This is a genomic window from Geodermatophilus normandii (assembly GCF_003182485.1).
In the GTDB taxonomy this organism is placed as follows: Bacteria; Actinomycetota; Actinomycetes; order Mycobacteriales; family Geodermatophilaceae; genus Geodermatophilus; species Geodermatophilus normandii.
The window spans coordinates 1,155,961-1,167,889 of the sequence record NZ_QGTX01000001.1 but is presented as its reverse complement, the minus strand read 5'-3'; the positions used below and the strand labels follow the sequence as shown (position 1 = coordinate 1,167,889).

Annotated in this window: 12 protein-coding genes and 1 pseudogene; 2 read left to right on the top strand and 11 right to left on the bottom strand. The window is 75.9% G+C overall.

Annotated features, from left to right (window positions below):
* Positions 1-10: 10 nt before the first annotated feature.
* From JD79_RS22475 to JD79_RS05735, 11 genes and pseudogenes are all read right to left on the bottom strand, one after another.
* Positions 11-184, bottom strand: a complete 174-nt coding sequence (locus tag JD79_RS22475) for a hypothetical protein (RefSeq protein ID WP_170149053.1) — start codon at positions 182-184, stop codon at positions 11-13.
* Between the two features lie 200 nt (positions 185-384).
* Positions 385-828: pseudogene (locus JD79_RS05780) on the bottom strand (antibiotic biosynthesis monooxygenase family protein); the annotation flags it as partial.
* Positions 829-887: 59 nt separating this feature from the next.
* A complete protein-coding gene (locus tag JD79_RS05775) occupies positions 888-2,135 on the bottom strand; it encodes a beta-ketoacyl synthase N-terminal-like domain-containing protein (protein ID WP_110004746.1) in 1,248 nt (415 codons plus the stop codon).
* Positions 2,132-3,424 carry a beta-ketoacyl-[acyl-carrier-protein] synthase family protein gene (locus JD79_RS05770; RefSeq protein WP_110007464.1) on the bottom strand — a complete coding sequence of 431 codons (1,293 nt, stop codon included), beginning with the start codon at positions 3,422-3,424 and terminating at the stop codon, positions 2,132-2,134. Before JD79_RS05770 ends, JD79_RS05775 begins: the two co-directional genes overlap by 4 nt.
* Entirely contained in the window at positions 3,424-3,849 is a 426-nt protein-coding gene (locus JD79_RS05765) for a cupin domain-containing protein (protein WP_110004745.1), read from the bottom strand. The genes JD79_RS05770 and JD79_RS05765 overlap by 1 nt, the downstream gene beginning before the upstream one ends.
* Positions 3,850-3,871: 22 nt before the next feature.
* The gene (locus JD79_RS05760) at positions 3,872-4,828 is read right to left on the bottom strand and encodes an ACP S-malonyltransferase (protein ID WP_245899783.1); all 957 of its coding nucleotides are present in this window, start codon (positions 4,826-4,828) and stop codon (positions 3,872-3,874) included.
* Positions 4,825-5,322, bottom strand: coding sequence for an SRPBCC family protein (locus JD79_RS05755; protein WP_110004744.1), 498 nt, complete (start codon positions 5,320-5,322; stop codon positions 4,825-4,827). The genes JD79_RS05760 and JD79_RS05755 overlap by 4 nt, the downstream gene beginning before the upstream one ends.
* A 24-nt stretch (positions 5,323-5,346) precedes the next feature.
* On the bottom strand, positions 5,347-7,095 hold the full coding sequence (locus tag JD79_RS05750) for an acetyl-CoA carboxylase biotin carboxylase subunit (RefSeq protein ID WP_110004743.1): 1,749 nt from the start codon (positions 7,093-7,095) through the stop codon (positions 5,347-5,349).
* Positions 7,092-7,586, bottom strand: a complete 495-nt coding sequence (gene accB / locus JD79_RS05745) for an acetyl-CoA carboxylase biotin carboxyl carrier protein (RefSeq protein WP_245899781.1) — start codon at positions 7,584-7,586, stop codon at positions 7,092-7,094. Before accB ends, JD79_RS05750 begins: the two co-directional genes overlap by 4 nt.
* A 31-nt stretch (positions 7,587-7,617) precedes the next feature.
* Positions 7,618-9,399: an acetyl-CoA carboxylase carboxyltransferase subunit alpha gene (locus JD79_RS05740; protein ID WP_110007461.1), complete on the bottom strand. Its 1,782-nt coding sequence runs from the start codon at positions 9,397-9,399 to the stop codon at positions 7,618-7,620.
* Positions 9,396-9,722 (bottom strand): TcmI family type II polyketide cyclase, encoded by a 327-nt coding sequence (locus tag JD79_RS05735; RefSeq protein WP_110004742.1) that lies wholly within the window; start codon positions 9,720-9,722, stop codon positions 9,396-9,398. The genes JD79_RS05740 and JD79_RS05735 overlap by 4 nt, the downstream gene beginning before the upstream one ends.
* A gap of 398 nt (positions 9,723-10,120) precedes the next feature.
* Between JD79_RS05735 and JD79_RS05730 the strand changes: the two genes are divergently transcribed.
* Positions 10,121-10,855 carry a LuxR C-terminal-related transcriptional regulator gene (locus JD79_RS05730; RefSeq protein ID WP_110004741.1) on the top strand — a complete coding sequence of 245 codons (735 nt, stop codon included), beginning with the start codon at positions 10,121-10,123 and terminating at the stop codon, positions 10,853-10,855.
* A 398-nt stretch (positions 10,856-11,253) separates the two neighbouring features.
* Entirely contained in the window at positions 11,254-11,895 is a 642-nt protein-coding gene (locus JD79_RS05725; RefSeq protein ID WP_245899779.1) for a LuxR C-terminal-related transcriptional regulator, read from the top strand.
* The last annotated feature ends 34 nt before the right edge of the window (positions 11,896-11,929 follow it).

The window sequence follows — 11,929 nt, the reverse complement described above, 5'->3', positions numbered from 1 at the left end:
ATCCCGGCGGTCAGCCCGGCCGGCCCGCGCCGACGACGAGCACCTCGGCGTCCGGGCGGGTCCGCGCAGCGGCCGGCGGTGCCGGGGGAGCGCTGGCGACCGGGACCGGGGAGGGCAGCGAGCCGAGCGTGATCGGCGCGGTGACCGGTCCCAGCAGCGACGCCGGCGTCTCCGGCACGTCCACGGGGTCCGCGACGGGAGCGGGGGCGGGGCCGGAGGAGCCGCCGCGACCCCGCGCACGCCGGCCTCCTGCGGCCGGTACCGGATCTCGAAGAGCTTGCGCTGGAAGAACACCGACAGCCAGCGGATGAGCGGACCGCTCTGGTCCTGGTGCGAGGGGTCCTCCACCCAGTTGCGGAAGTCCTCGTCGGACTCCCACTCGGCGAAGATGTGGTACAGGTCGGAGTCGGCCTCCTTGAGCAGCTCCTCCCGGATGAGCCCCTTCGTCCCGCGCAGCCGGTCGGTGACGATCGCGTAGGCCCGCTCGAACGCCTCCTCCTCACCGGGCGCCACCTTGGTGCTGATGTCCACGCGCACGTGGGAGGCCTGCTCGCCGCCGGTGATGCCGTAGAGCACCTCGAACGTGCTGCGGTCGGCGTCCTCGCGCAGGTCGCGCAGCTTCTCCGTCAGCGTCTCGCGGGCGGCCGAGCGGCCGAAGCCGTCGACCGCCGCCTTGTCCGCCCAGTCGCTGACGATGAGGAACGTCCGCCGGTCGGCCGAGTCCCGCATCAGCTCCTGCCGGAGGTTGCCCGGCACGGCGGCGATGTGCGCCGCGGCCTCGCGCCAGGCGTCCTCGAACTGCTGCTCGCAGCCCTCCCGCACGCGCATGCGCAGCAGCGTCCGCACCGCGCCGTCGTGCGCCGTCGCCGGCCGCTCCTCCAGGGTGGTCATGACGTCGCTCCTCCAGCGTGTCGGCGCAGCACGAGGCTGCTGTTGAAGCCACCGGCACCGCGGGCGAGGACGACCACGGTGGCCAGGTCCTGCACGCGGCCGGACCGCACGAGGTCGACCCCCGGCGGGACGTCGACCGGGTCGTCGAGGTGGGCGGTGCCGGGCACGATCCCGTCCCGCATCGCCAGCAGCGCCGTCGCGACGTTCAGCGCCGAGCCGCCGGCCATGAGCCGGCCGGTCCACGACGACGGCGCGGTCACCGGCACCGGCGTGCGGCGCCCGCCGAAGACCGCACCGAGCGCGTCGAGCTCCAGCCGGTCGAGCTCCGGGACGCCCGCGCCGTCGGCCACCACCAGGTCGACCTCGTCGGGGGAGACCCCGGCGTCGGCCAGCGAGAGCCGGATGGCCCGCGCGTACTGCGTGGCGTCCGGTGCCGGGTCCTCGTGGTGGTGGGCGTCGTGCGTGGCGCCGTAGCCGGCGACCTCGCCCCACACCCGCTCGGCGCCCCGGGCCCGGGCCGCGCCGGGCTCCTCCAGCAGCAGGATCGCCCCGCCCTCGCCGACGACGTGGCCGTTGGCCCGCCGGTCGAAGGGCTTGTAGGCGTCCTCCGGGCGCTCGGCGGTCGACAGGCGGCCGCCCGTGGTCTGGCACAGCAGCGCGTACGGGCACAGCCCGGCCTCCGTGCCGCCGACCAGCACCGCCGGGGTGCCGCGCCGCACCACCCGCCGCGCCCAGCCGATGCTGTCCAGCCCGCCGGCGCCCTCGCTGACCACGACGCCCGAGGGGCCCTTGAAGCCGTCGCGGATGGAGACCTGGCCGGTGGAGGCCGCGTAGAACCAGGCGATCGACTGGTAGGCGCCCACCGACTTCGGCCCCTTGGCCCACAGCCCCTGGATCTCGTGCTGGCTGAACTCGTTGCCGCCGGAGCCCGAGGCGAGGAACACCGAGGTGGCGTAGACGTCGTCCTCGGGCGGGGTGTAGCCGGCGTCCTCGGCCGCCAGCGTCGCCGCGGCCAGGGACATCCACGTCCACCGGTCGGTCTGCACCATGAGCTGCGGCGCCACGTGGTCGGCCGGCACGAAGTCGAGCACCTGGCCGGCCAGCGTGATCCCGTAGGCCCGCGCGTCGAAGCCCTCGACCGGCCGGATGGCCGGCTCGCCGCGCACCAGCGAGGCCCAGTGCTCCTCGACGCCGACCCCGGTCGGGGCGACGACGCCGAGCCCGGTCACCAGCAGCTCGGTCACGACTCCCTCCGGGTGGGGCTGGCCAGCACGATCGCCGACTGGAACCCGCCGAAGCCGCTGCCCACCGAGAGGGCGACGTCGACCTTCTGCTCCCGCGCCACCTTCGGCACGTAGTCGAGGTCGCACTCGGGGTCGGGCACCTCGTAGTTGGCCGTGGGCGGCAGGACGCCGCGCTGCACCGCCAGGGCCGTCGCGGCGATCTCGATCGACCCGATGGCGCCGAGGGAGTGGCCGACCATCGACTTGATGGAGCTCATCGCCACGCTGCCGGCGGCCGGGCCGAGGCTGCGCTTGACCGCCGCCGTCTCGTGCCGGTCGTTCTGCTTGGTCCCCGAGCCGTGCGCGTTGACGTAGCCGACCTCGTCCGGGGAGGTGCGGCCCTGCGCGAGCGCCCGGTCGATCGCCTCGGCCATCTCCACGCCGTCGGGCCGCAGCCCGGTCATGTGGAAGGCGTTGCAGCGGTTGGCGTAGCCGGTGACCTCGCAGTAGATCTCCGCGCCGCGCCGCCGGGCGTGCTCCCGCTCCTCGAGCACCAGCACCGCGGCGCCCTCGCCCATGACGAAGCCGTTGCGGCGGGCGTCGAAGGGCTTGGAGGCGTGCTCGGGGTCGTCGTTGCTGTCGGTGGTGGCCCGGATGGTGTCGAAGCAGGCCATCGAGATCGGCGAGATGGGCGCGTCGCTGGCGCCGGCGACGACGACGTCGGCGTCCCCGTCCTCCACCAGCTGCGCGCCGTAGCCGACCGCGTCGATGCCCGACGTGCAGCCGGTGGAGACGACGGTGGCCGGGCCGTGCGCGCCGAACCGGACGGCGAGCTCGGTGGCCCCGCAGCTCGGCACCAGCGCCGAGGCCAGGAACCGCGAGGCGTAGCGCGCGTCGACCTGCCACAGCCGGCCGGCGTCGCTGACCGACACGTACTCCTGCTCCAGGCGCATCGTGGCGCCCACCGCGCTGCCCAGGGTGACGCCGACCCGGTCGGGGTCGGGAGCGTCGTCGGCGTCCCCGACGCCCAACCGCAGCCCGCTGTCGGCGACCGCCTCGTCCGCGGCGACCATCGCCATCTGGACGAACCGGTCGTTGCGGTACACCTCCTGGGCGGTGAGGCCCTGCTTGACGCCGTCGAAGTCGACCTCGGCGGCGACCTGGGAGCGGAACCGGGCGGGGTCGAAGAAGGTGATCCGCCGGGTCGCCGTCCGCCCCTCGGTGATCATGTCCCAGAAGCCCTCCCGGCCCATCGAGCCCGGGGCGACGACCCCGATCCCGGTGACGACGACCCGCCTCCGCTCGCGCATCACCGCACGCCCGGCGGCAGCTCGGTGTCCACGTGGCCGAGCTCGGGGCGCGGCGCCAGCGGACCGCACAGGAAGACGAACGTCGCCGTCGTCGCCGTGTCGTTGACGATGCGGTGCCGCACGCCGATCGGGATGTGCACGGCGGACTCGGCGACCAGCCGCCGCTCCTCGCCGTCGAGGGTGACGAGGACGTCGCCCTCCTGGCAGTAGAGGAACTCCTCCGAGTACGGGTGCCAGTGCTCGGTCACGACCTCGCCGGGCTCCAGGGTCAGCGTGCCCATGAAGCCGGCGGTCGACCCGACGCTGGCCGGGGAGAGCAGCACCCGGATGTCCCCGCCGCGGCGGCGGTTGGGCGCGGTGTCGGCGCGGTGGACGGTGGGGCCGCAGCGCGTCGGCGTCGCCGGCGCGTGCTGGATCGTCGTCATGTCACTCCTCGGGTGGGGGCGGTCAGGTGGGCACGGAGCCCGCGAGCGCGGGGCCCGGCACGTCGGTGGGGACGAGCGCGCCCGGCCCGGAGGCCAGGCAGACGGGCAGGTGGGGCGAGACCTGCGCGACCAGCGGCCCGAGCACCGGCTCGGCGCCGATCTCGACGACCGACGTCGCGCCGGCGTCGGCCAGCGACCGGGAGGTGGCCTCCCAGAGCACCGGCGCGGTGAGGTGCCGCCGCAGCGCCGCGCGCAGCCGGCCGGGGTCCCGCGTCGGCTCGCCGTCGGCGTTGGGGACGACGGGGACCAGCGGCGCCGACCAGTCGAGGTCGGCCAGCGCGGTCGCCAGGTGGGCGGCGACCGACGCCATGAGCGGCCCGTGACACGGCGCCCGGCCGGGCAGCCGGACCAGCTCGAGCCCGGCGGCGTGCACGACCTCGGCCGCGCGGGCCAGCTCGGTGCGGCCGCCGGCCAGCACGGTGCGCCGCGGGGCGTCGACGGCGGCCACGCACAGCCGGCCGTCGCCGTCGACCTGCGCCACCGCGGCCCGGGCGACCCCCTCGGCGCCGGGGCCGATGACGGCGGCCAGGCCCGCGCACGAGGGCCGGGGGGCCAGGCAGAGCAGCTCGGCGCGCCAGTGCACCAGCTCCACGACCTGGTCGAGCTCCAGGGCGCCGGCCGCCACCAGGGCGGCGAACTCGCCCACGCCGTGCCCGGCGACGGCCACCGGGTGCAGGCCGCGGGCGGTCAGGCTGCGGAAGCCGGCCACCCCGGTCACGACGACCTCGAGGTGTGCCGCGACGGGGTCGGGAGCGGTCGCGGGGTCCCGCCACCAGGCGGCGACGTCGCGGCCGACGACGGCGTCGACCTCGGTCACGGTGGCCGCGGCCACCGGGTCGGCGAGCCAGGGGTCGACCATCCCGGGACGGGAGCCGTCCTCCCCGGGCAGGACGACCGCGGGACCCCGCGCCGCGGTCACCCCACCGCTCCCGGGTCCGTGCCGGCCGCGGCCTCGACCTTGTCCTTGATGATCCCCATCTGGACCTTGCTGTTCGCGTCGATCCGCCGCGTCATGGTCTCGGTGTCCACCGGCGCCTCGGGCCGCATCCGGAAGTCCTGGACCCAGCGCATCCGGGTGCCGCCGCCCTCGGGCGCGTAGCTCCAGCGGATGTCCATGAACTCGAACGGCCCGGGCTCCACGCGCCGGGCGCGGACCTCGTGGGTGGCCGGGTCGAGCGTCCGCTCCGACACCCAGCTCCACGTCCGCCCCGACTCGTCGGGGTGCATGGTCAGCCGGAAGCGGAACCAGGTGTCGGTGGACTCGAGGATCTCGACGGTGCGGTACTCGGTGAACAGGTCCGGCCACGACCGCAGGTCGTTGGTCATGCGCCAGACGTGCTCGATGTCGGCGTCGATGAGGATCGAGTTGTCGGTGTGGCCGACGGTCAGGCCGGGCTCGAGGGTGCTGCTCATGGTCGTTCCCTCCGGGGTCGCGGATCAGGCCGGCTGGGCGGCCTGGGCCGCGCTGACGGCCTCGACGATCTGGCCGAACGAGTAGGCGTCGGGGTTGTCGTCGGGCATGGCGATGCCGAAGCGGTCCTGCAGCTCGGTCTGCATCGAGAGGAAGGCCAGCGAGTCCAGGCCGACGTCGGCGAAGTGCGCGTCGGGGTCGCTGGTGTGCGACGCGGCCGGCAGGCCGGTCTTCTCGGTGAGCAGCTGCATGAGGTCGCTCTGCGTGAACGTGGGAGCGGACATGGTGGGGTCCTCCTCGGGACGGGGGTGTGGGACGGACGCCGGACCGGCGGGTTCGCCGGCCGGGACGAGGTGCAGTGGGCCGCGCAGGGCGGCGGGCAGGGCCGGCTCCCGGCACGCGGCGATGGCCGCGGCGCGGGTCACGAGGTCGGGCAGCCGGCGGTCGAGGAACTGGACGTCGTGCCGGTCGGCGCGGATGTCGGGGTCGCGCAGCAGGGCGCGGTGCAGGGCGGCGGTCGTGTGCACGCCGGGGCCCTCGACGCGCAGCTCGGCCAGCGCCCGGTCCATCCGGCGCACCGCCTGGTCACGGTCGGGAGCCCAGACGACGAGCTTGCCCAGCAGCGAGTCGTAGTGCGGGCTGACGTCGTCGCCCTGGCGGTAGCCGGTGTCGAAGCGGGTCCAGGGCCCGTCGGGGACGCGCAGCACGTCGAGGTGACCGGGCGCCGGGGCGAACCCGCGGGCGGGGTCCTCGGCGTTGATCCGGCACTCGATCGCCGCGCCGCGCACGACGACGTCCTCCTGCCGCAGCCGCAGGCGCTCGCCCCCGGCCACCAGCAGCTGCTCGCGGACCAGGTCGATCCCGGTGAGCAGCTCGGTGACCGGGTGCTCGACCTGGATGCGGGCGTTCATCTCCATGAAGTACGCCCGCCCGGCGTCGTCGACGAGGAACTCCACGGTGCCGGCGCCGGTGTAGCCCACCGACAGGGCGCCGCGGACGGCGAGCTCGCCGAGCTCGGCCCGCTGCTCCGGCGAGAGGTGCCCGGCCGGGCCCTCCTCGAGCAGCTTCTGGTGCCGCCGCTGCAGCGAGCAGTCCCGCTCGCCGAGGTGGAGGCCGGCGCCGTGGGCGTCGCAGAGGACCTGCACCTCCACGTGCCGCGCGCCGGACAGGTAGCGCTCGACGTAGACGGTCGGGTCGCGGAACACCGCCCGGGCGACGGTGCGGGTGGTGGCGAAGGCCTCGGGGAAGTCCCCGGGGTCGTGCACCACGGTCATGCCGCGCCCGCCGCCGCCCGCCGCGGCCTTGATGATCACCGGGTAGCCGATCTCGGCGGCGATCGCCTGGCCCTCCTCGGCGGTGCGCACCGGGTCGACCACGCCGGGCAGCAGCGGCAGGCCCGCGGCGGCCATGAGCCGCCGCGCGGTGGCCTTGTTGCCCACCTGCTGCATGACCTCCGGCGGCGGTCCGACGAAGGTGAGTCCCTCGGACTCGCAGATCTCGGCGAAGTCGGGGTCCTCGGACAGGAAGCCGTAGCCCGGGTGCACCGCGTCCGCGCCGCTGCGCAGCGCCGCCTCCACGATGTTGGGCACGTGCAGGTAGCTCGACCGCGGCGCCGGCGGGCCGATGTGCACGGCCTCGTCGGCCATCTGCACGACGGCCGAGTGCCGGTCGGCCGTCGAGTAGACGGCGACCACCTCGATGCCGAGCTCCCGGCAGGCCCGAGCGACCCGGACGGCGATCTCGCCGCGGTTGGCGATGAGCAGCCGGCCGATCACCGCGGTCCCCCGGGTGGGCGCAGGAGCAGCAGCACCTGGTCGTACTCGACCGACTCGGCGTCGCCGACCCGGATCTCGGCCACCACGCCCGCGGAGTCGGCCACGATCGGGTTCATCAGCTTCATCGCCTCGACGATCCCGAGCGTCTGACCGGTCTCGACCTCGTCGCCGACCCGCACGAAGGGCTCGGCGCCGGGCGAGGGCGCGGCGTAGAAGGTGCCCACCAGCGGCGCCCGCACGGCGACGGTCCCCTCGGGGACCTCGGGCGCCTCCTCCGGGGGGTCCGGCACCGCGGTGGGCGGCGAGGCCACCGCCTGGAGCCCGCCGGGCACCGGCGCCGGGGCAGCGGCCGCGGGCAGGGTGTCGGTCGCCCACTCGACCTCGACCGCGCGGTTCCCGCTGCGGACGGTCAGCCGCCGCAGCGGACCGGGCAGCGCCCGGGCGAGGTCCACGACCTCGTCCCGCAGGCTGCGGTCCTCCTCGGCCGTCACGGCGTCCTCCGATCCCGACCTCGGCGACAGCTCAGCGGGCCGCATCGCCGGCACCCCCCTCGGGGACGGGTGCGACGACGCGCAGCGGCCGGTCGCCGTCGCCGCCGATGCGCGACAGCCGCGCGGCGCGCGAGTCGAGCAGGGTGGCGACGTCGAGCCGGCTCAGCTCGTCCAGCTCGCGCACCAGGGCCGCGCGGACCATGGCGGCGGCCGCGAGCGGATCGGTGTGCGCGCCGCCGGGCGGCTCGGGCACCACCGAGGTGGCGATGCCGCTGTCGCGCAGGTGCGCCGCCCCGAGCCGCATGGCGCGCGCGGCCGTGGGTGCCGCGGTCGCCGTCCGCCAGAGGATCGCCGCGCAGCCCTCCGGGCTGATCACCGACAGGTAGGCGTTCTCCAGGACCAGCAGCCGGTCGGAGGTGCACAGCGCCAGCGCACCGCCGCTGCCGCCCTCGCCGGTCAGCACCGCGACGACGGGGACCCGCAGCCGGCTGCTGCGCATGATGATCTCGGCGATGGCGTGCGCCTGGCCGCGCTCCTCCGCCGCCGGGCCGGGGTGCGCGCCGGGGGTGTCGACGAGGGTGACCACCGGCAGGCCGAAGGTCTCGGCGTGGCCCATGAGGCGCATCGCCTTGCGGTAGCCCTCGGGGTGCGGCATGCCGAAGTTGCGGGCCACCCGCTCGCGCACCGTGTGGCCCTTCTCGTGGCCGATCACCACGACGCGCCGGCCGTCGAGCACGGCCACCCCGCCCACGACGGCGGGGTCGTCGGCGAACGCACGGTCCCCGTGCAGCTCGACGAAGTCGTCGAAGGCGGTGTGCAGGTAGTCCAGCGTCGTCGGCCGGCCGGTGACCCGGGCCCGCTGGACGACGTCCCAGGCGTCGAGCTCCGGGCGGGCGCCGTCCTCGTCGCCGTGTCCGTGGTCGTCGTCGGTCCCGGCGGCGGCCGGGACCGCCTCCGGCGCCCGGGGGGCGGTCGGGGCCGGCTCCGGGCGGGGGCCGTGCAGCTCGAGCAGCCGCACCAGCAGCGGGCGCAGCTCCGCGCGGCTCTCCACCCGGTCGACCAGGCCGTGGGCCAGCAGGAACTCCGCCGTCTGGAAGTCGCTGGGCAGCTCGGCGCGGATGGTCTCCTGCACCACCCGCGGACCGGCGAAGCCGACGTGCGCGCCCCGCTCCCCGACCAGGACGGCCGCCAGGGTGGCGAAGGACGCCGACACCCCGCCGTAGGTGGGGTCGGTGAGCACGCAGACCGACAGCAGGCCCGCCTCGTGCAGCCGTGCGAAGGCGTGGCTGACCCGCGCCATCTGGAACAGCGAGAACACGCCCTCCTGCATGCGGGCGCCGCCACTGGCACAGACGGTCACCAGGGGCAGGCCGAGCTGCAGCGCGAGGTCGGCGGCCGCGGTGACCCGGCGGCCGACCTCGACGCCCATCGAGCCGCCGAGGAACCCGAAGTCCATCGCGGCCAGCACCACCGGGGTGCCGCCGATGCGGGCGGTGCCGAGGACGACGGCCTCGCTCTCGCCCGAGCGGCCCGCGGCCTCGAGCAGCCGCTCGCGGTAGTCGCGCAGGTCGGTGAAGTCCAGCGGGTCCGGGGGGCCCGGGGGACAGGCCCGCTCGTCGAAGCTGTCGTCGTCGGCCAGGAGCGCGATCCGGGCGCGGGCGCCGAGTCGCAGGTGGTGGTCGCACTCGGGGCAGACCGAGAGGTTGCGGTCCAGGCGCTTGCGGTAGAGCAGCCAGCCGCAGCTCGGGCAGCTCACCCAGTCCACCGGCCCGGCCGCCGCGCTGGCGGGCCGGGCCGGGGTCGTCGCGGTCACGACCGCTCCGCCGACCACTCGTAGAAGCGACGGGCCATCGCGTCGCGCGGGGACTTCCAGTTCGGGTCGTAGGCGGTGATGTAGGGCCGCAGTTCCTCGCTGACCGCCCGGAAGGCCGGCAGGCTCTGCGCGACCGCCATGGCCTCCTGCTCGGGACGGTCGAACTCGATCAGGTGCACGTAGAGGCCGTGGAAGGTGAACAGCGACCGGTGCTGCACCCCGATCTCGTACGGCATCGACGTCGCGTCGGAGCGGGCGAAGACGTCGGCGACGCGGTCTGCGTCGGTGGGCGTCATCTTCGCGATGATCATGGTCTGGTGCACGGGCACTCCAGCGTCGCTGTGGGCCGGCGGGGGCCGGCCGGCCGGTGGACGGCGGACCGGTGCGGCCGGCGGGCCGGGGGACCGGTGTGCGGCGACGCTAGGGCGGCGGCGGGGCCGCCGGACACCGCCACGGGTCGGATTCGGCGGGCCCGCCCGGGGGAGGGGAGGCGTGCTCACCGGGACGGCCTCCGGCCGGAGGGGGTGGCACGTCCTCCGGCCCAGCGCCCCGGGGCGGGCCGGAGCCGTCCTTCCGGACTGGCGGACCACGACCCGGGTATGAATCCGGCGGCCCTTCGCGCTCGCCGCGTCGCGGACCGGTGGCGGCGGGTGACCGGGCGTCGCTAGCTTCCGGGTCCTGCATCAACGGCGCGGGGGCCGGACGGGAGCGGAGCTGAGGCATGGGCGAGCCGGAGGAGACCGTCCCGCGACCCCGGGACGTGTCCCGGCGAGCCGGTCCCCCGGCCCGTGTCCTCATCTGCGACGACCACGAGGTGCTCCGGCACGGGCTGCGGGCCGTCCTGCGCTGGGCGCCGGACCTCGCCGTCGTCGCCGAGGCCGCCGACGCCGGTCAGGCGCTGGAGCTGGCGACCGAGCAGCGCCCCGACGTCACCCTGCTCGGCCTCGGCACCCAGGGGCCGGCGATGACCGAGCTGGTGCGGGCGCTGACCGAGGCGGGGACCCGGGTCATCCTGCTCGGCGAGGCCGGCAGCGGCGGGGACCTGGTCGAGGCCCTCCGCGCCGGCGCGCGCGGCTACGTCTACACGACCGTCAGCTCCGACCGCCTGGTCGAGGGCGTGCGCGCGGTGGTGCGCGGGGAGACGCTGCTCGACGCGGCCGTCACCGGCGAGCTGCTGCACCACCTCGACGGCGCCCGGACGGCGTCCGCGGCCGACGAGCCGGGCGGGCGCAACGCGCTGACCGCCCGGCAGCAGGCCGTCTCGGAGCTGGTGGCAGAGGGACTGACCAACGCGGAGATCGCCGCGCGGCTGGAGGTCAGCCGCGCCACCGTCAAGGGCCACATCACGGTCGCCCTCCGGCGGCTCGGGCTCCGTGACCGGACGCAGCTGGCCATCCACGTGAACCGCCGGACCCGGCCCGGCGCCGGCTGGGAGGTCGGGCCCGTCAGGGGCTGAGCTCCGTACACGGGTCGCCACGGTGCGTATCGGCCCGGCGGGGGCTCCGGGCGAGTTCCGGTACGCCCGCACAGAAGTCTGGACGGAAGCTGTGAACAGCGTGCAGATTCCCTGTCAACGCCGGATGGTTGTGCGCTACCGTTCGGCGGGTCCGCTGAGACGGACGGGTTCCGTACAGCTGGATGTCCCGGCTCCGACCCGTCAGCCAACCGGGCAGGGGGACACAGATGGGTTCCGACGACGTGCAGAGGGGTCCAGGCCCCATGGCGCCGCGCCCGCGACGGCCGGTCGGACCGGCGCCGGCCGTGCCGGCCCCGGGCCGGTGGGGCCGCCCGGGCCCGCCCCTGCCGCGCCCGGCGCGTCCGCTCGCCATCCGGCCGCCCTCCAGCCTCGTCCGCGTGCTGCTCTGCGAGGACCGCGAGGTCTTCCGGCTGGGGCTGCGGGAGGTCCTCGAGGCCGAGCCGGACATGGCGGTGGTCGCCGAGACCGACCACCTGCCGGGGGCGCTCGCGGCCGTCGAGGCCGTGCCCACCCAGGTCGTCGTCGCCCGGCAGGGCCTCGTGGACGGACCCACGCTGCCCGTGCTGCGCGAGCTGTGCGGCCGGGGGACCTCGGTGCTCGTGCTCGCCGAGCCGCGCGAGGAGTGCGGACCCGAGCTCGTGCAGGTGCTGCGCGCCGGGGTGCGGGGCTACCTGCCCCGGTGCTCGGGCGCCGCCCGGCTGGTCGAGGCCGTGCGCGCCCTGGCCCGCCACGAGCCGGCCATCGACTCCTCGGCCACGAGCCAACTGGTGCGCTACCTGACCGACCCGTCGACGCCGGCCGAGACCGACGACCGGGCGCTGGACCGGCTCACCGACCGGCAGCGCGAGGTCGCCGAGCTGGTGGCGCAGGGGCTGAGCAACGAGGAGATCGCCCGGCGGCTGTTCCTCAGCCTCGCGACCGTGAAGAGCCACCTCACCGCCTCCATGCGGCGGCTCGGCGTCCGCAGCCGGACCCAGCTGGCCATCCTCGTCAACCGCGACCGCTCACCGGCGGCCTAGACACCACGACCCAGGCGGCCCCGACCCAGGCGGC

Bases quoted from the DNA above. Each gene is read 5' to 3' on its own strand.
- JD79_RS05770 (WP_110007464.1), bottom strand. From the start codon at position 3,424: ATGCGCGAGCGGAGGCGGGTCGTCGTCACCGGGATCGGGGTCGTCGCC.
- JD79_RS05765 (WP_110004745.1), bottom strand. From the start codon at position 3,849: ATGACGACGATCCAGCACGCGCCGGCGACGCCGACGCGCTGCGGCCCC.
- JD79_RS05755 (WP_110004744.1), bottom strand. From the start codon at position 5,322: ATGAGCAGCACCCTCGAGCCCGGCCTGACCGTCGGCCACACCGACAAC.
- JD79_RS05730 (WP_110004741.1), top strand. From the start codon at position 10,121: ATGGGCGAGCCGGAGGAGACCGTCCCGCGACCCCGGGACGTGTCCCGG.